Source organism: Microbacterium sp. LMC-P-041, assembly GCF_030209555.1.
In the GTDB taxonomy this organism is placed as follows: domain Bacteria; phylum Actinomycetota; class Actinomycetes; order Actinomycetales; family Microbacteriaceae; genus Microbacterium.
On record NZ_JARVRV010000001.1, the window covers coordinates 406,835 to 429,616 of the forward strand.

Here is a 22,782-nt window from a genome sequence, read left to right on the forward strand (position 1 = left end):
CACATGAAGGGTTGCCTAACCTTGCTCGGGGACTTCTTCCACCAGTGCGCGTCGCAGAGACTCGAGTTCCTGGTCCGTCATCCCGTTCGCGCGCAGATAGCCGGCGGCCGAACCCCAACGTTCGTCGACCTGCTCGAGCAGCGCCCGCATCACCGGTGCCGGCGACTGCGTCGCCAGAGCGACGGCGTGCACCGCCTGCGGATGCTGCGACCTCAGGTACGCGGCGATGCGCTGCGACCGCTCGGCGGGCAGCAGCGACTCCGTGAGCGCGTAGTCCGCGACGATCGCCTCACGGTCGGCGCCCACTGCGGCGAGTGCGAGCGCGACGGTCACCCCGGTGCGGTCCTTGCCGACCGTGCAGTGAACGAGAGTCGGCTCCCCCTCGGCGATGATGCGGATCGCGGCGACGAGCCGATCTCCGCTCTCCTCGAGCAGGTGCAGATAGAGATCCTCCAGGCTCGTGTCCGTCTCGAAGAACGACCGCACGGATCCGAGGAACAGCGGAAGGTGAGTGGTGTCGGGACCCTCGATCTCGGTCGGCTCTGCGGCGACCTCTTCGCCGTCGCGGAGATCGACGATGTGAGCGACGCGGCGACGGACCTCGTTCACCCCGGCAGTGGTCGCCGCCGAGAGCTGGCCGGATCGCAACAGCACGCCCGAACGGATCCGACCACCGTCTGCGAGCATCCCTCCGACGTCGCGGAAGTTGTTGACCCCGTCGACCTCGAGAACGCTCATGCCTGCGCCTGAGCCTGCGGCGAGCGCGGCGGAACCGGGTACCGTCCGGCGATCACGACTCGGTTGAAGGCGTTGATCGAGATGCAGGCCCAGCTCAGTGCCGCGTACTCCTTCTCGGTGAACACTCCACCGACCCGGTCGTACACGTCGTCGGAGATGCCCTCCTCGGAGATGAAGGTGAAAGCCTCGGCGAGCTCGAGCGCGGCTTCCTCGCGGTCACTGAAGACATTGCTCTCGCGCCACGTCGCGATCTGCATGAGCGTGTCGGTGTCGATGCCCGCCTTGAGCGCGCGATCCACATGCAGACGCGTGCAGTAGCTGCACCCGTTGAGCTGCGACGAGTGGATCATCACGATCTCCTTGAGCCGATCGTCGATCCCGTTGGCTGCGCAGATGTCTCCCACAGTGCGGGCGAAGGCGTCGAGCGCCTGGTAGGCCGCCGGCTCGGTCTTTGAGAGGTGCACTCGCGTCTCGCTCATGGCTCAATGATATTCCGTTGTGCACTCAAGCTGGCGAGCCGCTCACAGGAAGCGAGAATGCAGAGCGCGAAATGACAGCGCCGATTTGATACCTTTTCGCCAAGGGTGAGCCGGGTTACGGCAAACATAATGCTCCCGCATTTCCCCACCACCCTCGAAGCAGAGCAGAATATGCAGGTGGCGATCGACACCAGCGAGTTCAGCTATCTTCCCGCACAGGCGCAGACGATGGGGGTCTCCGAACCGTCCGTTCGACGCGTGACGCTGCCCCTGCCGGACGGCCGCCAGGTGAGCGCGCTGCGATTCGGCGACGAGGCACCTCGAGTGACACTGCTGCACGGCGCCGGTCTCAATGCGCACACGTGGGACACGACGGTGCTCGCGCTCCAGCAGCCGGTGCTGGCGATCGACCTCGCCGGTCACGGCGACTCGTCGTGGCGCGACGACCTCGATTACACCCCTCGCACTCTCGCCCTCGACGTCGCCGCGGCGCTCGACGCCTGGACGGACGCCCCGCAGCTGGTCGTGGGTCACTCGCTCGGCGGCCTCACCGGCGCAGCTCTTGCCGCTGCCCGTCCCGACCTCGTGTCGGGGCTGATCGTGGTCGACATCACCCCGGGCATCGACACGTCCGCCGGGCCCGCCGCCCTACGCGAGTTCTACGCCGGCCCCACGGATTTCGAGACGCGCGACGAGCTCGTCGACCGCGCGATCACGTTCGGGTTCGGGGGCGCCAGGTCTGAGACCGAGCGGGGCGTGTTCCTGAACACCCGCGTGCGCGCCGACGGCCGCGTCGAGTGGAAGCACCACTTCGCGCACCTCGCGGCCCAGACGCTCGCTGCGCACGACCGCGGCGACGTCTCGGCGCCGTCCGCACTTCACACCACCGGCTGGCAGGATCTCTCGCAGACGTCGGCACCCCTCACGCTCCTCCGCGCGATCGACGGCTTCGTGACCGCAGCGGATGCGCAGGAGTTCGCCGATCGTCTGCCTCAGGCCCGCGTGGTCGCCGTCCAGGCCACCCACAACGTTCAGGAGACCGCGCCCGGGCAGCTCGCCGCGGTGATCTCGTCCTCGCTCCCGCCGCACGGAATGTGACGTTCCGTTCCACATTCCGCCCTCACCCACCCGACACATCCCTAGGCTCGATCCATCGGCACACAGCAACTGCCGCACCGAGAGGAAACAACCCATGTTCCGACGTACGCGACGACTCGCGCTGATCTCCGCCATCGCGGCGAGCGCCATCGTCCTCACCGCCTGCGCGGGTGCCGCAGAGCCCGAGACCACTGAGCCCGTCGGAGAGCCCGATCCCGACGCGACGCTCCAGGTGGGGCTCGTCCTCGAACCCACCAATCTCGACATCCGTCACACCAGCGGCGCCGCCCTCGAACAGATCCTCATCGACAACATCTACGAGGGTCTGATCAGCCGGACGCAGGAGAACGAGATCGTGCCCCGCCTCGCCTCGGACTACGAGGTCTCCGACGACGGACTCACTTACACGTTCACCCTCAACGAGGGCATCACGTTCCACAGCGGAACCGCACTCACCTCGGCCGACGTGGTCGCCTCGTACGAGGCCGTCCGCACGGACGCGACGCTGCAGGGCAACGCCGAGTTCGCCTCGGTGGCCTCTATCACCGCCCCGGACCCCGCGACGGTGCAGATCGTGCTCACGGAGCCGAACCAGAACTTCCTGTTCTCGCTCACCGGGCCTGCGGGTCTCGTCTTCCAGACGGGCGACACGACCGACCTCAAGACCGCCGAGAACGGAACCGGCCCCTTCAGCCTGACTCGTTGGAACAAGGGCAGCGCCATCACCTTCGCCCGCAACGACGCCTATTGGGGCGAACCGGCGGGAGTCGCCGAGGTCGAGTTCCAGTACATCCCCGACTTCACCGCCGGAGTGAACACCGCTCTCGACGGCGGGGTTCAGGTTCTCACAGCCGTCGACCCGAATCTCGCCCCGCAGCTCGAGGATTCCGGCGACTTCACCCTCACGACCGGCCGCACCACAGACAAGGCCACGCTCGCGTTCAACAACGCCAAGGCGCCTCTCGACGACGTGCGGGTACGCGAGGCACTCCGCCTCGCGATCGATCACGAGGCTCTCGTCGAGGCCGTCGGTGCGGGATCCACCCTGTACGGACCGATCCCCGCGCTGGACCCCGGTTACGAGGACCTCTCCGATGTCGTCTCCTACGATCCAGAGAAGGCGAAGGAGTTGCTTGCAGAAGCCGGCCAGGAGGATCTCGAGCTCACCCTGACGATCCCCAGCTTCTACGGAACGACGGTCCCCAAGGTGCTCATCTCGGACTTCCAGAAGGTCGGCGTCACCCTCGATGTCGACTCCGTCGAGTTCCCGGCCTGGTTGGAGGACGTCTACACCAACCACGACTACGACCTCAGCTTCGTGCTGCACGTCGAGCCGCGTGACTTCGGCAACTTCGCGAACCCCGACTACTACTTCGGCTACGACAACGCCGAGGTGCAGGGCCTGTACACCGAGGCGCTGGCCGAGGTCGATCCCGACAAGTCCGCGGACCTGCTCGCCGAAGCCGCGCGCATCGTGTCCGAGGACCACGCGGCGGACTGGTTGTACAACGGTGCGACCATCACGGCCGTGAGCCCGCTCGTGACCGGCTTCCCCGAGGACTCGATCAACTCCCGCATCAACCTGGCCGGGGTGACCGTGGCCACCGAGAAGTGATGACGCGCACGTCGTGATCCGCTACGCGCTCGTTCGAGGAGCCCTGCTCATCGCAGGGCTCCTCGTCTCGAGTGCGGTGATCTTCCTGACCCTCAGGGTCTTCCCCGGCGATGTCGCGCAGCTGATCGCGGGCACGCAGGCCTCCCCCGACGAGGTGGAGGCCCTTCGCGACTCCCTCGGTCTGAACCGTCCTCTCCCCGCGCAGTACGCGGAGTGGATCGGCGGGATCTTCCGCGGCGATCTCGGCACGTCGCTCCTCTCGGGCGCCTCGGTCGGCGAGGAGCTGCTCGAGAAGGCGCGGGTCACGGTCCCGCTCGGCATCCTCTCCCTGCTCATCGCCGTCCTCATCGCCGTGCCGTTCGGAATCCTGGCCGCGCTGCGTCGTGGCGGTCGCGGAGGCACGGCGCTGAGCGTCGGCGCGCAGGCTCTCGCCGCGGTGCCCGTCGTCTGGGCGGGCATGATGCTCATCGTCGTCTTCTCGGTCTGGCTCGGCTGGCTTCCCCCGCAGGGCTTTCCCCGCACCGGGTGGAGCACGCCCTGGCGAGCGATCGAGTCGCTGCTGCTGCCCGCTCTCACGATCGGCATCGTCGAGGGCGCGATGCTCATGAGATTCGTGCGCAGTGCGACCCTGCAGGCTGCGGGACAGGACTTCGTCCGCACCGCCGCCGCCAAGGGACTCACCCGCACGCGCGCCCTTATCTCCCACGGCATACCGGCAGTCGGACTCTCGATCATCACTGTCCTCGGACTGCAGGTCGCGGGCATCATCGTCGGCTCGGTCGTCATCGAGCAGCTGTTCACCCTCCCGGGCATCGGGCGGATGCTCGTGGCCGACGTCGGAACGCGCGACCTCGTCAAGGTGCAGAGCGAGCTGCTCGTGCTCACCGGTTTCGTGCTCGTGGTGGGCTTCCTCGTCGATCTGGTCCATCGTGCGATCGATCCTCGGCAGAGGGAGGCCTGATGTCCGGTTGGCTGTCGAGACTGTGGCGGACCGCGACCGGGCGATTCGGTCTGATCGTCGTCGCCATCGTCGCTCTCACGGCGCTCGTCTCGCTGTTCTGGACGCCGTTCGACCCGCAGGAGTCCGATCTGGCGGCTCGCTGGGGTGTCCCCGGCTGGCCCCATCTGCTCGGCACCGACGACACCGGGCGCGACATCCTCAGTCTGCTCATGGCGGGCTCTCGGACGACGGTGTTCGTGAGCATCGGCGCCGGGCTCGTCGCCACGGTCGTCGGCATCGCCCTGGCCGCGCTCGGCGCGCTCACGGCACGGTGGCTGCGTGAGACGGTGGCCGTGCTCGTCGACATCCTGATCGCCTTCCCCGTGCTGCTCATCGCGATGATGATCTCGTCGGTCTGGGGCGGCTCGCTCTGGGTGGTGATCTGGTCGGTGGGCATCGGCTTCGGCGTCAACATCGCTCGCGTCACCCGACCAGAGCTGCGCCGCGTGCAGCAGAGCGACTTCATCCTCGCCGCGCGGGCCTCCGGCCTGACGACCGGTCAGAGCCTCGCGCGCCACCTGCTGCCCAACGTCGCGCCGGTGTTCATCGTGCAGCTGTCGTGGTCGATGGCGGTCGCCGTGCTCGCCGAAGCGGGACTGTCGTACCTGGGCTTCGGCGCGTCGGTGGTGGAGCCGAGCTGGGGGCTGCTGCTCGCCGATCTCCAGCGCTACATCGGCGTGCATCCCCTCTCGGTCATCTGGCCGGGCCTCGCGATCACGATCACGGTGCTCGCTCTCAACCTCCTGGGCGACGGCCTGCGCGAGGCCACCGATCCCACGCTGCGCCATCGCGCCGCCGAGATCCACACGCCGGCGGTGATCGCATGAGTCTCGAAGTGACCGACCTCGTCGTCCGCATCGACGGACGGCCGGTGGTCGACGGCGTCTCGTTCGAGGTGCCGGACGGATCGCGCCTGGGCCTGATCGGCGAATCCGGATCCGGCAAGTCCTTGACCGCCCTGGCCGTTCTCGGGCTCCTTCCCGACGGCGCGACCGCGAGCGGCAGCATCCGCTGGAACGGCACTGAGCTGATCGGAATGCCGGATCGCGAGCTCGCACGCCTGCGCGGTGACGAGATCGGGATCGTCTTCCAGGAGCCGCGCACCGCTCTGAACCCGATCCGCACGGTCGGCAGGCAGATCGCCGAGTCGATCCGCATCCACGAGGGCATCGGTCGACGAGAGGCCCGAGAGCGAGCGATCCAGGAGGCGGCTCGCGTGCGCCTGCCCGACCCGGCGTCGATCGTCGATCGGTATCCGCACCAACTGTCCGGCGGTCAGAGGCAGCGGGTGGCGATCGCGATGGCACTCGCGTGCCGACCGCGTCTGCTCATCGCCGATGAGCCGACGACCGCTCTCGACGTCACGATCCAAGCCGAGATCCTCGCTCTGCTGTTGAACCTCGTCGAGGAGCAGGGCATGTCACTCGTGTTCATCACCCACGATCTCGCCGTCCTCGCTCAGGTCGCGACCCAGGGCGTGGTCCTCGAAGACGGCCACGTGGTCGAGGCGGCTCCCGTGAGCACGCTCCTCACCGCCCCGACGTCGCCGATCACCCAAGGGCTGCTCCGCGACGCGACCGCGACCCTGTGGCGGCCCGAGGGAGGCACGCGATGAGCCTGATCGAGGCGCGGTCTCTGCGGCGTGACTTCGTGATCCCCAAGCGCTCCGCCTTCGAGCCGACGCGCAGGCAGACAGCCTTGGCGCCGACCGACCTCGACATCGTCGAGGGGTCGTCCGTCGGGATCATCGGCGAATCCGGGTCGGGGAAATCGACGCTCGTCAGACTGCTGCTCGGACTCGACCGTCCGACGTCCGGCACCGTCACCGTCGATGGAAGAGTCGTGGATGCCGCGGCATCCGCCCGCTCGCTGCACTGGCTGCGCCGTCAGACCGGGCTCGTGTTCCAGGACCCGTACGCATCGCTGGACCCTCGGATGACCGCCGCCCAGATCATCCGCGAGCCTCTCTGGGCGCTCGGCATCGAGGGAGACCACCGCGCGCGCGTGCGCGACGTGCTCGAGCAGGTCGGCCTCGAACCCGAGATGGGCGACCGCTACCCGCATGAGTTCTCGGGAGGGCAGCGGCAGCGGATCGCGTTGGCCCGCGCCATCGTGCATCGACCCCGCATCCTCGTCGGAGACGAGCCCCTGTCGGCGCTCGACGTGACCGTGCGAGCTCAGATCCTCGAGCTCCTGATCGAGCTGCGACGCAGCGCCGACCTGACGCTCGTCCTGGTGTCCCACGACATCGGCGTGGTGCAGAACCTGTGCGACACGGTGGTCGTGATGAAGGACGGCGCCGTCGTCGAGCGAGGATCCACCGCGGACGTGCTGCTGCGCCCGACGCAGGACTACACGAAGGCTCTCCTCGCCGCGATCCCCGTGATCCCCGCTCCCCCGTCGTGAGCAGGGTCGTCAGCGCGCCGAGCTCGTGCTGAAGAACTTCCGTCGACGGCTGGGACGCAGCGCGCGGCGCATGTAGACAGTCCCGAGGTCGCGGCCGAACTTGTGCCCGACTCGGCCCATCCGTCCGGCCTCGACGAAGCCGAGCTTCGCGTGGAGCCGGATCGAGGCGTCGGCCTTCGTGTCGCTGATCACGGCCACCATCTCGCGGATGCCGAGCTGTTCGCAGGCGTCGATGAGCGCCTGCAGCAGCGCAGCTCCGAGCCCCTTGCCGCCGGCTCCCGGGCCGAGGTAGATCGAGTCCTCAACGGTGTACCGGTACGCGTTCTTGCCCGCCCACGGCTGCGCCAGCGCGTACCCGATCACGACCCCCGCCGGCGAGACCGCTACCAGGAAGGGCAGGCCGAGCTTGCTCAGCAGCGCGAACTTCTCACGCCAGTAGGGGATGCTGCTGCGCCGCTCATCGAGAGTGACCACCGAATTGCTGACGAAATGGTTGTAGATCTCGCGCACGTACGGGAGGTCGCCCGAACGTGCGGGGCGGATCGAGTACGAGAACACGTCGGGTTCGGGCTGCGGGCGCAGATGGCGCGGCAGCACACGGCGGCGATCACCGGGCTCGAACTGCATGCGATCAGCTTAGAGGGGGCGCTTCGCCGACGCGCCAGTCGATCGGACTCGCACCGAGCCCGTCGAGCAGCTCGTTCGCTCGCGAGAACGGCCGAGAGCCGAAGAATCCGCGCCGTGCGGAGAGCGGAGACGGGTGCGCCGAGGCGATCACGGGGGTCTCGCCGAGGAGGGGCTGCAGATTCGCCGCGTCCTTGCCCCACAGGATCGCGACGAGCGGCTGGTCCCGCGCGACGAGTGCGCGGATCGCGAGCTCGGTCACCTGCTCCCATCCCCAGCGGCGATGGGAGCCGGCCTCGCCGGGCCGCACGGTCAGCACCCTGTTGAGCAGCAGGACCCCCTGGTCGCTCCACGCGGACAGATCTCCGTGCGGGGCAGGCGGGATGCCGAGATCGCTCTCGAGTTCCCGGTAGATGTTCCCCAGGCTGCGCGGCAGCGGCCGCACGTCATGGTCGACGGCGAACGACAGCCCGATCGGGTGCCCGGGAGTCGGATACGGGTCCTGACCGGTGATGAGCACCTTGACGTCGGACATCGGGCGTTCGAAGGCGCGCAGCACGTGATCGCCCGCGGGAAGATAACCGCGTCCTGCGGCCTGCTCCTCCCGGAGCCGCTCCCCGAGGGCGGTGATCGTCTGCTGAACCGGAGCGAGTGCGTCCGCCCATTCGGGGTCCATGAGACCGTCGCCGGCGAGCTCGGCGAGAGTGCGCGCGGTCATCCTCAGTCGATCGGCCGCACGCGCAGCGGTCCGCGGGCGAGAAGATGGTTGGCCGACTGCGCGACGGGTCGCATCGTGACGAGGTCGAGATTCACATGAGCGGGCGCGTCGAGGGCATAGGCGATCACGTCGGCGACGTCCTCGGCGCGCAGCGGCGCCTCGACGCCCGAATACACGGCCTCTGCCGCGACCGCGTCTCCGCCCAGACGGTTGAGCGTGAACTCCTCGGTGTGCACCATTCCGGGAGCGATCTCGGACACGCGGATCGGCTCGCCGTTCAACTCGAGACGGAGGGCGTGCACGAGCATGGCCTGCGCGGCCTTGGCGGCGTTGTAGCCTCCGCCGCCCGGGTAGGCCACCTGGGCGGCCGTCGAGGTCACGAACACGGTGTCCGCGTGACCGTCCGCGGCGGCTGCCCGACGAAGCAGAGGCAGGAGCCCCGCCACCAGACGCTGGCTCGAGAGCACGTTCGCGTCGTACATCCACTGCCAGTCGTCGATCGACGCGTTCTCGATGCGATCCGTGCCTCGCGCTCCGCCCGCGACCTGCACGAGAGCGTGCACGGGTCCCGAATCCTCGAGCTCCGAGACCAGCGCTGCGACGGCTTCCGGGTTCGTCAGGTCGCACGCGATCGTCGACGCCCCGGTCTCCGCCGAGAGCGCCTCCAGTCGGGACGCCCGTCGTGCGACTCCCACGACCCCCCAGCCGCGGGCGCGCAGCGCGCGCACCGTCGCCTGTCCGATACCCGAACTCGCACCCGTCACCACTGCACGCCTGTTCACCATTCCTCCACCGTACGATGTTCCGGCCGCGAAAGCCGCTGCGCATCGTCGGGTCGCGTCGACGCGCCGCGTCGGGAGTCGACGCGCGCCGACCGGACCTCGGAGACGAGGACGAGTGCGACCCCGGCTCCGCACAGCGCGAATCCGGCGATCGTGAGGATCGTCAGAGGCTCCCCCAGCAGGATGGTTCCGGCCAGTGACGTCGTCGGCGCGATCAGGAAGAGCAGCGCCTGCAGGGCGGTGATGCCGATGCGCTTCAGCAGCCACCAGTACAGGCCGTATGCGGCGAGCGTCGGAGCGGCCGCGGTCAGCACCACGGCGAGCCAGAACGATCCGGAGGCGGGCGGAACCAGCGTCCCCGTCACCGCCGCGATCACCACGAGCAGCGCCGCCGTCACCGTCACATGGACGGTCAGCGTCACGAGCACGCCGGTCTGCACCCCGGTCTTCCGCTGCAGCAGGGTGCCGACGATGAGGCACACCATGGCGACGGCCGGCAGCGCATAGGCCGCAGGTGGAGCCTCGGTGGCGCCGAGCTGCGACTGGACGACGAGCAGCACTCCGATCGCGCCCACTCCGAGCCCGACCCATTGAGCTCCGCGCACACGCAGACCGAGGATGGGCCCGACGAGCACAGCCACCACCAGGGGCTGCACCGCGTCGATGAGAGCCACGGTGCCGGTGGCGATGCCTGCGGCGACGGCACCGTAGACCGCGATGCAGTAGCCGAACTGCGCGAAGATCCCTATCGAGGCCTGGATCCGGAGCTCACGTCGGTGCATCCCCGTCGCCGCTCCTGAGACGACGACGAGCACGAGCAGCGCGACGGCCAGGGGTGCGAACCGCCACACGAGGAGCGTCAGGGGCGAGACCTCGACGGTGGCGAACGCCGGGATGATGAACCCCGAGCTCCAGGTCACGACGAATGCGGTCGCGGCGGTCGCCGTCGTCACGACCGGAAGTACACCGATCTGTTTACTCATGATGCCGACTATACAGACCGGTATAGTCGTCCGCATGACCTCGTCCGTTCCCGAACTCGTCCCGCTCACGCCCGGAGGGCGGCGCGTTCTCGACGCCGCATCCCGACTGTTCTACGAGCGAGGCATCCACGCGGTCGGGGTCGACACGATCGCCGAGGCGGCCGGAGTCACGAAGAAGACGCTCTACGACCGCTTCGGGTCGAAGGAGGCGCTGGTCGTCTCCTACCTCCAGCACCGGGATGCGCGGTGGCGCGACCACGTCGCCGGCCAGCTCGCCCGGGTGCCCGATCCCGGCGCCGACCGTGTGCTCGCGGTCTTCGACGCCGCGATCTCCTGGTCCGACGAGAACAGCCCGAAGGGATGCAGCGCGATCAACGCCCGAGCCGAGATCGGCGAGGGCAACGACGACCACCCGGTGTTCCCCGAGGTGTCTCGCCAGAAGGCCTGGCTCCTCGATCTGTTCGAGGAGCTCTGCAGCGAAGCGGGGATCACCGATCCGCAGGCGATGGCACAGGCGATGATGCTGCTGTACGAGGGCGCGATCGTCACGGTCGGGATGACGACGTTCGCCGAGCCGTTCGCGATCGCTCGCACGTGGGCGGCGAGGCTGCTCGGCCGGCCCTGAACCCGCACGCGCACCGGCGCCGGGATCCGGCCGGTGTTCATTACGTCACATTTCCCACCCACTGTTGACAACTTCCGATATTCCGTACTGTCGCATCAACGACATCAGTCGAATCGACCTTCCAACAGTTCCAGGGGGAACACATGTCCGCACCCGAGACCTGGCGTTTCGAGACCAAGCAGATCCACTCCGGCGCTGCTCCCGACCCCGTGACCAAGGCCCGCGCCACTCCGATCTACCAGACCACGTCCTACGTGTTCGACAGCGCGGATCACGCCGCGAACCTGTTCGCCCTGGCGGAGTTCGGCAACATCTACACCCGCATCCAGAACCCGACGCAGGACGTCCTGGAGCAGCGCCTCGCGGCGCTCGAGGGGGGCACCGGAGCCCTCGTCCTCGCCAGCGGTCAGGCGGCGTCGACGTTCGCTGTGCTGAACATCGCGCAGGCCGGTGACCACATCGTCTCGTCCAGCTCGATCTACGGCGGCACGTACAACCTGTTCAAGTACACGCTCGCCAAGCTCGGCATCGAGGTCACGTTCGTCGAGAACCAGGACGACCCCGAGGAGTGGCGCCGCGCGCTGCGACCGAACACCAAGCTCTTCTTCGCGGAGACCATCGGCAATCCGCAGATCAACATCCTCGACATCCGCACCGTCGCAGACGTGGCGCACGAGGGCGGCGTCCCGCTGATCGTCGACAACACGATCGCGACTCCGTACCTGATCCGCCCGTTCGAGCACGGGGCCGACATCGTCGTGCACTCGGTCACCAAGTTCCTCGGCGGCCACGGCACCACCATCGGCGGCGCGATCATCGACGGCGGCACCTTCGAGTGGTCGAAGAACGTCGAGCGCTTCCCCGGCCTCACCGAGCCCGACCCGTCGTACCACGGCGCGAGCTACACCGCCGCGGTCGGTGACCCGCTCGCCTACATCATCAAGGCCCGGGTGCAGCTGCTCCGCGACCTCGGCTCGGCCATCGCGCCGCAGAGCGCCTGGAACCTCATCCAGGGCATCGAGACGCTGTCGCTGCGCATCGAGCGTCACGTGCAGAACGCCCAGGAGATCGCCGAGTGGCTCGACAGCCGGGACGACGTGGCATCCGTCAACTACTCTGGCCTGCCCTCGTCGCCCTGGTACGCCAAGGCGAACCAGTACGCGCCCAAGGGCGTCGGCGCGGTGCTGTCGTTCGAGCTCAAGGGCGGCGTCGAAGCCGGTCGCGAGTTCGTCAACAGCCTGTCGCTGTTCAGCCACCTCGCGAACATCGGCGACGTGCGCTCTCTCGTCATCCACCCGGCGTCGACCACCCACGCGCAGCTCACGCCCGAGCAGCAGCTCACGGCCGGCGTCACCCCCGGCCTCGTGCGACTGTCGGTGGGCATCGAGAACATCGACGACCTCAAGGCAGACCTCGACGAGGCACTCGCCGCGGCTCGCCGCGTGTCGGAGGCCGCTCGCGCCTGACCGCCATCACCCAGAGCAAGTGCCCCGGGCTTCGGCTCGGGGCACTTCTCGTCCCCGGCTCGTTCGGCCCGTGCACAGGCGGCGCGGACGACAATGAGAACCCACCCGAGGAGCTCACGATCGCCGCCACGACGCATCCGCCGACCCGCCGACGCACGCACGTACCCGCAGGGCGAGCCATCGCCGTCGTCGCACTGGTCGTGCTGGTCATGATCGTGTGCGTCTGGGTCCCGGGCGTGGTGGGAACCGCGGCCGCTGCGCTTCTCCCCTGGTGCGGTCTCGCGCTCGGAGTGCTGGCGGTGGTCGCCCTCCTCCTCGCCCGACGTGTCCTCCTGGTGCTGCTCGTGCCTATCCTCGCGTGGATGCTGGCGATCGCTCCGTCTGCTCCGGGCTTCGCCTCGGGCAGCGCCGACGAATCGCCCGGCGTGCGGATCGTCAGCCAGAACGTGCGCGCCCACTCCGGTGGCGCGGCGGAATCCGCGACGGACCTCGCTGGCTCCGGCGCCGAGGTCATCGCCCTCACCGAGCTCGACGCCGACAGCCTCGCGGCGGCACGCGACACGCTCGCCGCCGACTACCCGCACTCGTATGCCGTCGGCACGGTCGCCGTGTGGAGCCGCCTGCCGATCGCGGATGCGCAGGCGCTGTCGCTCGGACTCGACTGGAAGCGCGCACTGCGTGTGGTCGTGAATGCGCCGGACGGCGACGTGGCCGTCTACGTCATGCACGCGGCGTCCGTCCGCCCGGGCGTGCAGAGCGAGCGGGACGCGATGCTGTCCGGCATCGCCGATGCCGTCGCCGCCGATTCATCGGGGTCGGTCGTCGTCGTCGGCGACTTCAACGCCGCCTCTGCAGATCCTGCCCTGGGCGCCATCCGATCTCAGCTCGACTGGGTCAGGCCGACCGACGGCGCCCTCGGGTTCACGTGGCCCGCCGCACTCCCGCTCGCCAGGATCGATCATGTCTTCACGCGCGGCCTGACCGTGCTCGGTTCGACGACCATGCGGGCAGGCAGCAGCGACCACCTGGCGACGGTCACCACCCTCGCGTTCTGAGCGATCCGACGACGCATCCGTCCGCGGCGCACCGGGCGCGTAACCTGCGGCCGGCGCGTCGCGCGTCAGGCGAGAATGGAAGCATGGACTGGCAGACGACCTCTGAGGACACGGTGCCGTCGGCGCCCGTGACGGAGGCCGACGTGCGCCTGCTTCGCGCACGACCTCCCGCCACCGGCGCCTGGCGCGACGGGGACCCGGCCGGCGGACGGCGTTTCACCTCGTTCGGCGCTTTCCCGACCGAGAGCGGCGCCGAGCTCCCGGGCTTCCGCCTCGCGTTCGAGACCTGGGGCGAGCTGAACGACGACCGGGACAACGCGATCCTCGTCCTGCATGCGCTCACCGGCGACAGTCACGTGCGCGGCGCCGCCGGGGCGGGACACCCGACCGCCGGCTGGTGGGAGGACATCACCGGCCCCGGAGCACCGCTCGACACCGACCGCTGGTTCGTCATCGCACCCAACATGCTCGGCGGCTGCCAGGGCTCCACCGGCCCGGCTAGCATCGCCCCCTCCGGATACGAGTGGGCCTCGCGCTTCCCCTACCTGACGATCCGCGACCAGGTCGCCGCGCAGGTACGCCTCGCCGACTCGCTGGGCATCGACACCTGGGCCGCGGTGATCGGCGGCTCCATGGGCGGGATGCACGCGCTCGAATGGGCGGTCTCGCACCCCGAGCGTGTCGCTCGCCTCGCCGTGCTGTCATCGCCTCCGGTCACGACAGCCGACCAGATCGCCCTGAACACGGTGCAGCTCGAGACCATCCGGATGGATCCCCGGTTCCTGGGCGGCGAGTACTACGATCTGGCCGACGGCGACGGCCCGCACCGCGGACTGGCGCTCGCCCGTCGCATGGCACTGCTCAACTACCGCAGTCCGATAGAGCTCAACCAGCGGTTCCAGCGCTCGTGGCAGTCAGGGGTGTCCCCTCTCGGCCACGGCGGACGTTTCGCGGTCGAGTCGTACCTGGACTTCCACGGCAACAAGTTCACCCGCCGTTTCGACGCGAACAGCTACATCACCCTCGTCGAGGCGATGAACTCGCACGACGTCGGCCGCGACCGCGGCGGGGTCGAAGAGGCGCTGCGCGCCGTGACGGCGACGACGCTCGTCCTCGGCATCGACAGCGACCGCCTCTTCCCCGTCGACGGCCAGCACCGCATCTCCCGCAGCATCCCGAACACCCTCGACGGCACCGAAGCCGTGGTGCTGAACAGCGATTTCGGGCATGACGGCTTCCTCATCGAGACCGAGGCGGTCGGCAGCAACCTGCGGCGTCTGCTCGCGAGCTAGATCGGATCGATCGTCCACGGCAGGGATCCGGTGCGCAGCCGTAGGCCCTCCCACTCGAAGTCGGTGCCCTGTGGCGACTGGACCACTCGGGTCGCGAAGTGCTGCGCCTCGCCAGCCGACGCGAGAGCGTCCTCGGCCGTGTCGAACCGGCTGAGCTGATGCAGGGTGACCCAGGTCGGCGGGAAGAGCGTCCACTCCCCCGTGGCATGCCTCGACAGAGCTTCGACCGGGCTCAGCCAGACCGCGTCGACGACCTCGCCGGGCGAGAACCGCAGGTCCGCTTCCGGCGCTCCGGCGAGGAAGAACCATGTCCGGATGCGGATCGGCGCCTCAGCCGGCGGCTGCCAGCGGGACAGCAGCACCGGATCGGCGATCGTCAGGCCGACCTCCTCGCGCGTCTCACGGATCGCCGCTCGACGCGCGTCGTCGCTCTCCTCCGCCCCCGCGCGGCGGTCGGACGGCTCCACCTTGCCGCCCGGGAACACCCACGCACCGGCGAACGAACCGCGATCCGGCCGGCGCATCAGCAGCACAGCGAAGCCGTCGGGTGTCGAGCGCAGCAGCACGGCCGTCCCGGCGACGGGCAGATGGTCGAGATCGGTCACAGCCTCACTCTATGAGGCGCAATGCCGCTCAGGCCTGAACGAGGACGGGCTTGCGCGCCTCTGTGCGATACGACAGCAACGCGATCACGAGGCCCGCGACGGCGAGGGCCGCCCCAGTCCACGACGGCGCGACGAAGCCCCATCCGGCCGCGATCACCATGCCGCCGAGGAACGCGCCGAGGCTGTTGCCGATGTTGAGCGCAGAGTGGTTCATCGCCGCGGCGATCGACTGATTGTCTCCGGCGACATCCATCAACCGCGTCTGGATCGTCGGGCTGAGCACCGAGGACACGAAGCCCACGACGAATACGAGGAGGGCGAGGCTGACGATCCAGAATGCGAGCACGGCGAGGAGTGCGAACACGAGCGCCATCGCTGCGAGTCCGAAGAGCAGCGTGCGTCGCAGGTCGATGTCGGCGAGATGCCCGCCGACGAGGTTGCCGGCGGTCATGCCCAATCCCATCAGCACCAGCACGATCGGCACCGCCCACTCGGGAGAGCCCGCCACCTCGGTCACCAGGGGCGCGATGTAGCTGTAGACCGCGAAGAAGCCGCCGAACCCGATCGCACCGACGCCGAGCGTGAACCAGACCTGCGGGATGCGGAACACGCCGAGCTCCTCGCGCATGGTCCGGCCGGGAGAGCCGGGATGCTCGGGCACGAAGAAGATGATGCAGACGGTCGCGAGGGCGAAGACGAGGGTCACAATCGCGAAGGCTGCCCGCCACCCCCAGAGCTGACCGAGGAAGGTCCCGAACGGCACCCCGACCACGTTCGCCACCGTCAATCCGGTGAGGATGAAGGCGACGCCCTTGGCTCGGTTGCCCGGCCCCATCACGTCAGCCGCGACCAGCGCGCCGATGCCGAAGTAAGCGCCGTGAGGCAGCCCCGCGAGGAATCGCGAGGCACCGACGAGTTCGAAGGTCGGGAGGAAGACCGTGAGCGCGTTGAACAGGGTCAGCGCCAGAGCCAGCCCGATCATCACGCGATGCCGCGGGTAGCGCGCGACGAAGCCGGCGATCGTGGGAGCTCCGACGACGACGCCGAGAGCGTAGAGCGAGATCAGCCAGCCGGCCTGGCTCAGCGCGTCTTTGGGGCTGCTGGCCCACAGCGTGGGCAGCAGCTCGTCAGCGATGTTGGGCAGCAGGCCCATGACGACGAACTCGGTCATGCCGATGCCGAAGCTGCCGATGGCGAGGGAGAGGAGCGCCCACTTCGCCGCACCCCTCGATTCAGTCGAGGGATTCACCCGTCGAGTCTACGGGGTGTCCGAGTCGTCGATCGCCGCTTCGAGCCGCTCGATCTTCGCATCGAGCTCCCCCGCGTACCCGGGTCGGATGTCAGCCTTGAGCACCAGCGAGACCCGCGACCCGAACGGCATCACGGCCTCGGTCGCGCGCTTGACGACGTCCATCACCGAGTCCCAGTCCGGTCCTTCGATCTCGGTGAACATGCTGGTCGTGCGGTGCGGCAGTCCCGACTCGCGCACGACCCGCACGGCGGCGGCGACCGCGTCGTGGACCGACGCGTCTGCGCGCTCCGATCCGTCGGAGGGTGTGCCGCTCGGCGCGACGGAGAAGGCGATCAACATGGGTTCACTCCCGGGTGGTGGACGGATTGCGGGCGGGCACACGGACGACGGCGCGGATGCCGACGGCGAGGAGCACGATGAGGAGGACGTTCCGCGCGGTCAGGATGACGATGGGCTGCAGCTCCGCGCGCAGCAGCGCGTCGTAGCTGAGCGGGTAGACCAGGCACGTGAGGGCACAGAGCGCGAGCACGAGCACGGCGGGCCAGACGGCTCGTGCGCGGTCGAAGACGAACCACAGGATGACCGGAGCGATCAGCCACGTCTGGAACTGCGGTGAGCCCACCTTGTTCATCACGATCAGGGTCGTGACGAGACTCAGCGCGAGAGGAGGCAACAGCCGCACCGACGATGCGCTCCGCGCAGCCTTGAGTCCCCCGACGACCATCACGACGACCACGAGGACCGCCATCAGCGGTGTGAGCACCGCACTGACCGCGTCCGCACCCTGAGCACTGATCTGGAAGGTCAGGATGTCGAAGCTGTACTCGATGCGAGCGGCACCCGAGATCGCGAGCCAGAGGAACGGGGTCGCCGCGACGGCTTCGATCTGGAGGCCCCGCCCGGTCTGCTCCGTCAGGAATCCGAAGATCTCGGTGTCGGCTCCGAGCAGGAACAGCAGCGAGATGACGACGGCGGACACAGCTGCAGCCGTGAGCAGGACGCGCATCCTGCTCACGAGCGCGACCACGGCGGCGAGCACGAGGGCGGCCGGCCAGATCTTGATCCAGGCGCCGATCGTCAGCAGCGCGGCTGCCGCAGCGGGGCGACGGACCAGCCAGAGCCCGCCGATCACCGTCAGAGGCACGGTGATCGCGTCGATGCGGTACATCGCGATCGGGCCGAGCAGAAGCAGGGCGGCGACCCAGAACCACGCCGCCGCACGCCGCGGCCGAGATGATGCGCGGCCGAGAAGCACCGCGAAGGCGATCGCATCGAGCACCGTCACGAGCGCAGCCCACGCGATCAGATAGGCCTCCGAGGCGCCCACGACGGCGATGAGCGGGGCCGACAGGACCTTGGCGAGCAGCATGGGAACGAGCGCGAGCTGGGGATAGACCCACGACTCGGTGATCCCGACGATCGCTCCTCCCGAGAGCGCGGCGGTCGACCAGGGTTCGTAGACCAGCACCACGTCGCCCATCGGCTGGCTCGGGTACAGCCACCCCATGACCGCGATCGCGATATGCACGGTCGCGAACGCGCTCCACAGCGCGACGAGACGAACCGTCGTGGTGCGACTCACGCGATGACGTCCGCGATCGCGCGAGGAAGAGCCTCCGCGACATCCAGGGCGACGATCGGATGTCCCTGCGCGCCCCCGATTGCGCCGATGCCCGCAGCGATGCGCCCGGCGTGACCGTGCAGCCAGGCGGCGGCGGCCGCGATCTCCGCCGTCGATGCATCGACGGCGCCCGCGAGCAGCGCTCCGAGAACACCGCCGAGGACATCACCGGTGCCGGCCGTCGCCAGCCAGCCGGTGCCTGCCTCCACTCGGATGACGCCGCCGTCGGGGTCTGCGATCAGCGTCTGCGCGCCCTTCAGCAGCACGGTCGCGTCGACCTCGCTCGCCACGCGGGCGACCGCGGTCGCCCGATCATCGTCACCGGCGAAGCCGAGCTGAGTCTGCAGCCGCTCGAACTCGCGTCGATGCGGCGTCAGCACGAGCGGCGCGCGGCTCCCGGGCGCGAGATCCAGTGCCCCCGCGTCGACGACCACCGGAACGGAGCCGTCGAGCAGGTCGCGGAGCTCGCGTTCCTCGTCGGAGGTCCGGCTCGCGGCATTCGTCCCCGATCCGATGACCCAGGCGCCGACGCGTGCGCCGGCGGCCCGCGGGCTGACCACCGTCTCGGGGCGGCGAGCGATCACGGCATCCGCCGCTCGTCCCTCACCGATATACCGGACGAATCCTGCTCCGGCACGCCACGCCGCTTCCACGCCGAGCACGGCTGCGCCGGGGTAGTCCGAAGACCCGGTGCGCAGGCCCACGACCCCGCGGGAGTACTTGTCGTCATCCGCGCCCGGCACGCGCAGGAGGCGGGCGGTGTCGTCGCGGGACCAATCGCGTGCGTCGGGCATGACTCCACGTTAGTGCGACGGCCCTCCTCGCCCCAGCCGCACAGTAGCGTCGAGGGGTGAGCATTCTCTTCTCTCCCCTGAGCATCCGTTCCTCCACTTTCCGCAACCGGCTCTGGGTGTCCCCCATGTGCATGTACAGCGCGGTGGAGGGCGTCGTGCAGGAGTGGCACCACACTCACCTCGCGCAGTTCGCCTCCGGCGGCGCGGGTCTGATCGTCGCCGAGGCGACCGCTGTCGTGCCGGAAGGTCGCATCTCACCGCGAGACGCCGGGCTCTGGAACGACGAGCAGCGCGACGCCTGGGCGCCGATCGTCGAGGCAATCCACTCGCGCGGTGCCGCTGCGGGCATCCAATTGGCGCACGCCGGCCGCAAGGCGTCGACCTGGTGGCCCTGGGCCGACGAGCGCGGATCCGTGCCCGAGACCGACGGCGGATGGACGACCACGGCCCCGTCCGCGATCGCCTTCGAGGGCTTCGCCGCACCGGTCGCACTCGATGAGGCCGGCATCGACGCCGTCGTGGCGGGATTCGCCGCCGCCACTCGACGGGCGCTCGACGCCGGCTTCGACGTGCTCGAGGTCCACGGCGCACACGGATACCTGCTGCACCAGTTCCTCTCTCCTCTGTCGAACCTGCGGGACGACGAGTACGGCGGATCGCTCGAGAACCGGGCTCGGCTGCTCCTCCGGGTGGTCGACGCGATCCGCGAGGTCGCCGGTGACGATGTGCCGGTGTTCGTCCGCATCTCGGCGACCGATCACGCCGAGGGCGGGTTCACGCCCGAGGAGGCGGCGACGGTGAGCACCTGGGCCACCGAGCACGGGGCCGATCTCATCGACGTCTCCAGCGGCGGGCTCGTCGCGCATCAGCAGATCAGCGTGTTCCCCGGATACCAGGTGCCGCTGGCCGAGTCGGTACGCCAGGGCGGACGCATCCCGGTGTCCGCCGTGGGCCTGATCACCGCTGCCGAACAGGCCGAGCAGGTGCTCGCCGACGGGGCCGCCGACGGGATCTTCGCCGGCCGGGAGTGGCTGCGCGACCCGCACTTCGCGCTCCGCGCCGCGCACGAACTCGGCGCGGACATCACCTGGCCGCCGCAGTACGAGCGCGCGCACTGGCGCTGACCACCACCCACGGCGAAGGCCCCGGTCCGCTCGGACCGAGGCCTTCGTCATGTGTGCGGCTCAGTGGCCGCGGATGCGACGGGTCGCGTCCTGCACCTCGCCCACGAGCTCCTCGAGGATGTCCTCCAGGAAGAGCACGGCGGTCGTGCGCCCCTGGGAGTCGCGCACCTTCGCCAGGTGTCGACCCGCTCGGCGCATCACCGCGAGTGCGTCTTCCAGATCCGTGTCCTCCTGGATCGGCACCATGTGGTTGATGCGCTTCGAGGGCAGCGGCTCGACCAGCTTCGCGGCAGAGCCCGGCCCGTCCGACGCCCGCAGGATGTCCTTCAGGTGGACGTACCCGACCGGCGCACCCTCGTCGTCGACGATCACGTAGCGCGAGAATCCGTACCGGGCGACGGCCTTCTCGATGTCGTCGGGCGTCGTGGACTGCGGAAGGGTCACGAGATCGCTGAGCGGAACAGCCACGTCGCGAGCCTTCTTGTCGGTGAACTCCACGGCGGCCGCGACCGTGCCCGCCGTGTCGGTGAGCACGCCCTCGCGCCGTGACTGGTCGACGATCGTCGCGACCTCGTCGAGTGTGAACGTCGACGCCGCCTCGTTCTTGGGCTCGACCCGGAACAGCCGCAGCACGCCGTTGGCGGCCGCGTTCAGCAGCCAGATCACCGGCATGAAGATCTTGGACACCAGCACGAGCGGCGGCGCGAGTATGAGCACCGCGCGATCGGGCACCGAGAACGCGAGGTTCTTCGGCACCATCTCACCGAACACGACGTGAAGGAACGACACGATGAGCAGGGCGATCGTGAACGACACCGCGTCGACGACGCCGTCCGACCAGCCGATCGCGTGCAGCGGCACAGCGAGCAGATGGTGGATGGCGGGCTCTGAGACGTTCAGGATCAGCAGCGAGCAGATGGTGATGCCCAGCTGCGAGGTCGCGAGCATCAGCGTCGCGTGCTCCATCGCGTAGAGCGCGGTCTTGGCGGCGCGCGACCCGCGGTCGGCCTTCGGCTCGATCTGCGATCGACGCGCGGAGATCACCGCGAACTCTGCGCCCACGAAGAACGCGTTCGCCACCAGCAGCACGACCAGCCAGGCCAGTCCTCCCCAGTCGTTCATCGTCCGACCACCTCTCCCGGCAGATCCGGACTCGGAACGTAGCGGATCCGATCGACGCGGCGACCGTCCATCCGAACGACCTGGAGCGTGCCCGTGTCGAGGGCGACCTCGTCGCCCACCGACGGCACGCGCTCGAGGACGCTCATGACATACCCGCCCACGGTGTCGTACACATCTCCCTCGGGAACCTCCACGCCCGCTCTGCGGCGCAGCTCGTCGGGCCGCAGCTCCCCGGGGAACGTGATGCCGTCCCGATTGCGGACGACACCGGCGCGCGTGCGGTCGTGCTCGTCGGAGACCTCGCCCACGAGTTCCTCCACGAGGTCCTCCAGCGTGACGAGACCGGCAGTTCCGCCGTACTCGTCGACGACCACCGCCAGCTGATATCCGCGGGCTCTGAGCTCGGAGATGAGCGCATCGACGTGCACGGTCTCCGGCACGCGCAGCGGATCGGTCGAGAGCGCTCCGACAGGGACCTCGCCGCGTCGCTCGCGCGGCACGGAGATCGCGGCCTTGAGGTGCACGACACCCGTGATGTCGTCGAGATCGTCGTCGTACACCGGGAAGCGACTGTGCCCCGTCCGGCGAGCGAGCTGGATGACGTCGTCCGCTGAGTCTCCGACGGCGAGCGCATGCATGCTCGGCCGAGCCGTCATCACATCGGCGGCCGTCAATCGCGAGAACGTCAGGGTGCGGTCCAGCAGGCTGGCGGTGTCGGCTTCGAGCAGCCCGGCGCTCGCCGAACGACGCACGAGAGAGGAGAGCTCTTCCGCGCTGCGGGCGCCCGAGAGCTCCTCCTTCGGCTCGATGCCGATGCTCCGCAGGACCCCGTTCGCGCTGCCGTTGAGCACGACGACGGCGGGCTTGAAGACGGTGGTGAAGGCGACCTGGAACGGGATGACGAGCTTCGCAGTCGCGAGCGGCAGGGCGAGAGCGAAGTTCTTCGGAACGAGCTCGCCGAGGATCATCGACAGCACCGTGGCGACCAGCATGGCGACGATGGTGGCGATCGGGCCGACGGCCGCGTCGGGGATGCTCCACGCGACGAGCGTCGGACCGAGGAGGTTCGAGAGCGCCGGCTCCATCGTGTACCCGGTCAGCAGCGTCGTCAGGGTGATGCCGAGCTGGGCGGACGACAGGTGGGTCGAGGTGTGCTTGAGTGCGCTGATCGTCAGCGACAGGCGGGACTCGCCCCGTGCCTGGCGGGCTTCGAGGTCGGCACGGTCGAGATTGACCAGCGCGAACTCGCTCGCGACGAACAGCCCCGTGCCCACAGTGAGCAGAAGCCCCACGCCCAAGAGGATGTAGTCCATCAGTCGTTCCTCCCGATGTGGAGAGGCAGGCAGTGGGGCGATGTACTACAACTGGGAGGGTCGTCCATGG

24 protein-coding genes are annotated in these 22,782 nt (G+C 69.1%); 11 read left to right on the plus strand and 13 right to left on the minus strand.

What is annotated here, in order from left to right:
• Window positions 1-15: 15 nt before the first annotated feature.
• Together QRN21_RS02010 and QRN21_RS02015 are read right to left on the minus strand one after the other, a co-directional pair.
• Window positions 16-738 carry a tyrosine-protein phosphatase gene (locus tag QRN21_RS02010; protein WP_072591075.1) on the minus strand — a complete coding sequence of 241 codons (723 nt, stop codon included), beginning with the start codon at window positions 736-738 and terminating at the stop codon, window positions 16-18.
• Window positions 735-1,217 carry a carboxymuconolactone decarboxylase family protein gene (locus QRN21_RS02015; protein WP_056278311.1) on the minus strand — a complete coding sequence of 161 codons (483 nt, stop codon included), beginning with the start codon at window positions 1,215-1,217 and terminating at the stop codon, window positions 735-737. The genes QRN21_RS02010 and QRN21_RS02015 overlap by 4 nt, the downstream gene beginning before the upstream one ends.
• 171 nt (window positions 1,218-1,388) lie before the next feature.
• On the opposite strand from QRN21_RS02015, the gene QRN21_RS02020 reads away from it, so the two are divergent.
• The 6 genes from QRN21_RS02020 to QRN21_RS02045 all read left to right on the plus strand — a co-directional run bounded on the left by QRN21_RS02020 (window position 1,389) and on the right by QRN21_RS02045 (window position 7,336).
• Window positions 1,389-2,315 carry an alpha/beta fold hydrolase gene (locus QRN21_RS02020; RefSeq protein ID WP_056278309.1) on the plus strand — a complete coding sequence of 309 codons (927 nt, stop codon included), beginning with the start codon at window positions 1,389-1,391 and terminating at the stop codon, window positions 2,313-2,315.
• 94 nt (window positions 2,316-2,409) lie between these two features.
• Window positions 2,410-3,930: an ABC transporter substrate-binding protein gene (locus QRN21_RS02025; RefSeq protein ID WP_285363015.1), complete on the plus strand. Its 1,521-nt coding sequence runs from the start codon at window positions 2,410-2,412 to the stop codon at window positions 3,928-3,930.
• A 13-nt stretch (window positions 3,931-3,943) separates the two neighbouring features.
• Complete coding sequence (locus QRN21_RS02030) at window positions 3,944-4,891, plus strand: ABC transporter permease (protein WP_285363016.1); 948 nt, start codon at window positions 3,944-3,946, stop codon at window positions 4,889-4,891.
• Window positions 4,891-5,757, plus strand: coding sequence for an ABC transporter permease (locus QRN21_RS02035; protein ID WP_285363017.1), 867 nt, complete (start codon window positions 4,891-4,893; stop codon window positions 5,755-5,757). Before QRN21_RS02030 ends, QRN21_RS02035 begins: the two co-directional genes overlap by 1 nt.
• Complete coding sequence (locus QRN21_RS02040; RefSeq protein WP_285363018.1) at window positions 5,754-6,545, plus strand: ATP-binding cassette domain-containing protein; 792 nt, start codon at window positions 5,754-5,756, stop codon at window positions 6,543-6,545. The genes QRN21_RS02035 and QRN21_RS02040 overlap by 4 nt, the downstream gene beginning before the upstream one ends.
• Complete coding sequence (locus tag QRN21_RS02045) at window positions 6,542-7,336, plus strand: ABC transporter ATP-binding protein (protein WP_082586556.1); 795 nt, start codon at window positions 6,542-6,544, stop codon at window positions 7,334-7,336. The genes QRN21_RS02040 and QRN21_RS02045 overlap by 4 nt, the downstream gene beginning before the upstream one ends.
• A gap of 9 nt (window positions 7,337-7,345) precedes the next feature.
• Here QRN21_RS02045 and QRN21_RS02050 read toward each other — a convergent pair whose 3' ends face one another.
• The 4 genes from QRN21_RS02050 to QRN21_RS02065 are packed head-to-tail and all read right to left on the minus strand — an operon-like array spanning window position 7,346 to window position 10,443.
• The gene (locus QRN21_RS02050; protein WP_053095693.1) at window positions 7,346-7,963 is read right to left on the minus strand and encodes a GNAT family N-acetyltransferase; all 618 of its coding nucleotides are present in this window, start codon (window positions 7,961-7,963) and stop codon (window positions 7,346-7,348) included.
• 4 nt (window positions 7,964-7,967) lie between these two features.
• Entirely contained in the window at window positions 7,968-8,678 is a 711-nt protein-coding gene (locus QRN21_RS02055) for a uracil-DNA glycosylase (protein ID WP_053095692.1), read from the minus strand.
• Between the two features lie 2 nt (window positions 8,679-8,680).
• Window positions 8,681-9,463: an SDR family oxidoreductase gene (locus QRN21_RS02060; protein ID WP_171821902.1), complete on the minus strand. Its 783-nt coding sequence runs from the start codon at window positions 9,461-9,463 to the stop codon at window positions 8,681-8,683.
• The gene (locus QRN21_RS02065; protein WP_082586555.1) at window positions 9,457-10,443 is read right to left on the minus strand and encodes a DMT family transporter; all 987 of its coding nucleotides are present in this window, start codon (window positions 10,441-10,443) and stop codon (window positions 9,457-9,459) included. Before QRN21_RS02065 ends, QRN21_RS02060 begins: the two co-directional genes overlap by 7 nt.
• A gap of 34 nt (window positions 10,444-10,477) precedes the next feature.
• Here QRN21_RS02065 and QRN21_RS02070 point away from each other — a divergent pair, with 34 nt between their 5' ends.
• The 4 genes from QRN21_RS02070 to metX all read left to right on the plus strand — a co-directional run bounded on the left by QRN21_RS02070 (window position 10,478) and on the right by metX (window position 14,881).
• A complete protein-coding gene (locus QRN21_RS02070; RefSeq protein ID WP_053095691.1) occupies window positions 10,478-11,068 on the plus strand; it encodes a TetR/AcrR family transcriptional regulator in 591 nt (196 codons plus the stop codon).
• A 143-nt stretch (window positions 11,069-11,211) separates the two neighbouring features.
• Window positions 11,212-12,534, plus strand: a complete 1,323-nt coding sequence (locus tag QRN21_RS02075) for a bifunctional o-acetylhomoserine/o-acetylserine sulfhydrylase (protein ID WP_056278296.1) — start codon at window positions 11,212-11,214, stop codon at window positions 12,532-12,534.
• 209 nt (window positions 12,535-12,743) lie between these two features.
• Window positions 12,744-13,589, plus strand: a complete 846-nt coding sequence (locus QRN21_RS02080; RefSeq protein ID WP_230100688.1) for an endonuclease/exonuclease/phosphatase family protein — start codon at window positions 12,744-12,746, stop codon at window positions 13,587-13,589.
• Window positions 13,590-13,672: 83 nt separating this feature from the next.
• Window positions 13,673-14,881, plus strand: coding sequence for a homoserine O-acetyltransferase MetX (gene metX, locus QRN21_RS02085; protein WP_053095688.1), 1,209 nt, complete (start codon window positions 13,673-13,675; stop codon window positions 14,879-14,881).
• On the opposite strand, the gene QRN21_RS02090 is transcribed toward metX, so the two are convergent.
• The 5 genes from QRN21_RS02090 to QRN21_RS02110 are packed head-to-tail and all read right to left on the minus strand — an operon-like array spanning window position 14,878 to window position 19,153.
• Complete coding sequence (locus QRN21_RS02090; protein WP_056278289.1) at window positions 14,878-15,486, minus strand: NUDIX hydrolase; 609 nt, start codon at window positions 15,484-15,486, stop codon at window positions 14,878-14,880. The genes metX and QRN21_RS02090 overlap by 4 nt on opposite strands.
• A gap of 28 nt (window positions 15,487-15,514) precedes the next feature.
• Entirely contained in the window at window positions 15,515-16,735 is a 1,221-nt protein-coding gene (locus QRN21_RS02095; RefSeq protein ID WP_285363019.1) for an MFS transporter, read from the minus strand.
• Between the two features lie 9 nt (window positions 16,736-16,744).
• Window positions 16,745-17,077, minus strand: a complete 333-nt coding sequence (locus tag QRN21_RS02100; protein ID WP_285363020.1) for a thiamine-binding protein — start codon at window positions 17,075-17,077, stop codon at window positions 16,745-16,747.
• A 4-nt stretch (window positions 17,078-17,081) separates the two neighbouring features.
• A complete protein-coding gene (locus QRN21_RS02105; protein ID WP_285363021.1) occupies window positions 17,082-18,320 on the minus strand; it encodes a hypothetical protein in 1,239 nt (412 codons plus the stop codon).
• Complete coding sequence (locus QRN21_RS02110) at window positions 18,317-19,153, minus strand: NAD(P)H-hydrate dehydratase (RefSeq protein WP_285363022.1); 837 nt, start codon at window positions 19,151-19,153, stop codon at window positions 18,317-18,319. The genes QRN21_RS02105 and QRN21_RS02110 overlap by 4 nt, the downstream gene beginning before the upstream one ends.
• Before the next feature lie 56 nt (window positions 19,154-19,209).
• Between QRN21_RS02110 and QRN21_RS02115 the strand changes: the two genes are divergently transcribed.
• Complete coding sequence (locus tag QRN21_RS02115; RefSeq protein WP_285363023.1) at window positions 19,210-20,277, plus strand: NADH:flavin oxidoreductase/NADH oxidase; 1,068 nt, start codon at window positions 19,210-19,212, stop codon at window positions 20,275-20,277.
• A gap of 60 nt (window positions 20,278-20,337) precedes the next feature.
• Here the strand turns inward: QRN21_RS02115 and QRN21_RS02120 are convergent, their stop codons facing one another.
• A complete protein-coding gene (locus QRN21_RS02120; protein ID WP_056278271.1) occupies window positions 20,338-21,399 on the minus strand; it encodes a hemolysin family protein in 1,062 nt (353 codons plus the stop codon).
• Window positions 21,396-22,712 (minus strand): hemolysin family protein, encoded by a 1,317-nt coding sequence (locus QRN21_RS02125; protein WP_053095681.1) that lies wholly within the window; start codon window positions 22,710-22,712, stop codon window positions 21,396-21,398. The genes QRN21_RS02120 and QRN21_RS02125 overlap by 4 nt, the downstream gene beginning before the upstream one ends.
• Window positions 22,713-22,782: the final 70 nt, after the last annotated feature.

What these genes read in the sequence shown, in the direction of transcription:
- QRN21_RS02010 (WP_072591075.1), bottom strand. Translation starts at nt 738, where the DNA reads ATGAGCGTTCTCGAGGTCGACGGGGTCAACAACTTCCGCGACGTCGGA.
- QRN21_RS02015 (WP_056278311.1), bottom strand. Translation starts at nt 1,217, where the DNA reads ATGAGCGAGACGCGAGTGCACCTCTCAAAGACCGAGCCGGCGGCCTAC.
- QRN21_RS02020 (WP_056278309.1), top strand. Translation starts at nt 1,389, where the DNA reads ATGCAGGTGGCGATCGACACCAGCGAGTTCAGCTATCTTCCCGCACAG.
- QRN21_RS02025 (WP_285363015.1), top strand. Translation starts at nt 2,410, where the DNA reads ATGTTCCGACGTACGCGACGACTCGCGCTGATCTCCGCCATCGCGGCG.
- QRN21_RS02035 (WP_285363017.1), top strand. Translation starts at nt 4,891, where the DNA reads ATGTCCGGTTGGCTGTCGAGACTGTGGCGGACCGCGACCGGGCGATTC.
- QRN21_RS02040 (WP_285363018.1), top strand. Translation starts at nt 5,754, where the DNA reads ATGAGTCTCGAAGTGACCGACCTCGTCGTCCGCATCGACGGACGGCCG.
- QRN21_RS02045 (WP_082586556.1), top strand. Translation starts at nt 6,542, where the DNA reads ATGAGCCTGATCGAGGCGCGGTCTCTGCGGCGTGACTTCGTGATCCCC.
- QRN21_RS02050 (WP_053095693.1), bottom strand. Translation starts at nt 7,963, where the DNA reads ATGCAGTTCGAGCCCGGTGATCGCCGCCGTGTGCTGCCGCGCCATCTG.
- QRN21_RS02055 (WP_053095692.1), bottom strand. Translation starts at nt 8,678, where the DNA reads ATGACCGCGCGCACTCTCGCCGAGCTCGCCGGCGACGGTCTCATGGAC.
- QRN21_RS02060 (WP_171821902.1), bottom strand. Translation starts at nt 9,463, where the DNA reads ATGGTGAACAGGCGTGCAGTGGTGACGGGTGCGAGTTCGGGTATCGGA.
- QRN21_RS02065 (WP_082586555.1), bottom strand. Translation starts at nt 10,443, where the DNA reads ATGAGTAAACAGATCGGTGTACTTCCGGTCGTGACGACGGCGACCGCC.
- QRN21_RS02070 (WP_053095691.1), top strand. Translation starts at nt 10,478, where the DNA reads ATGACCTCGTCCGTTCCCGAACTCGTCCCGCTCACGCCCGGAGGGCGG.
- QRN21_RS02075 (WP_056278296.1), top strand. Translation starts at nt 11,212, where the DNA reads ATGTCCGCACCCGAGACCTGGCGTTTCGAGACCAAGCAGATCCACTCC.
- QRN21_RS02080 (WP_230100688.1), top strand. Translation starts at nt 12,744, where the DNA reads ATGATCGTGTGCGTCTGGGTCCCGGGCGTGGTGGGAACCGCGGCCGCT.
- metX (WP_053095688.1), top strand. Translation starts at nt 13,673, where the DNA reads ATGGACTGGCAGACGACCTCTGAGGACACGGTGCCGTCGGCGCCCGTG.
- QRN21_RS02100 (WP_285363020.1), bottom strand. Translation starts at nt 17,077, where the DNA reads ATGTTGATCGCCTTCTCCGTCGCGCCGAGCGGCACACCCTCCGACGGA.
- QRN21_RS02110 (WP_285363022.1), bottom strand. Translation starts at nt 19,153, where the DNA reads ATGCCCGACGCACGCGATTGGTCCCGCGACGACACCGCCCGCCTCCTG.
- QRN21_RS02120 (WP_056278271.1), bottom strand. Translation starts at nt 21,399, where the DNA reads ATGAACGACTGGGGAGGACTGGCCTGGCTGGTCGTGCTGCTGGTGGCG.
- QRN21_RS02125 (WP_053095681.1), bottom strand. Translation starts at nt 22,712, where the DNA reads ATGGACTACATCCTCTTGGGCGTGGGGCTTCTGCTCACTGTGGGCACG.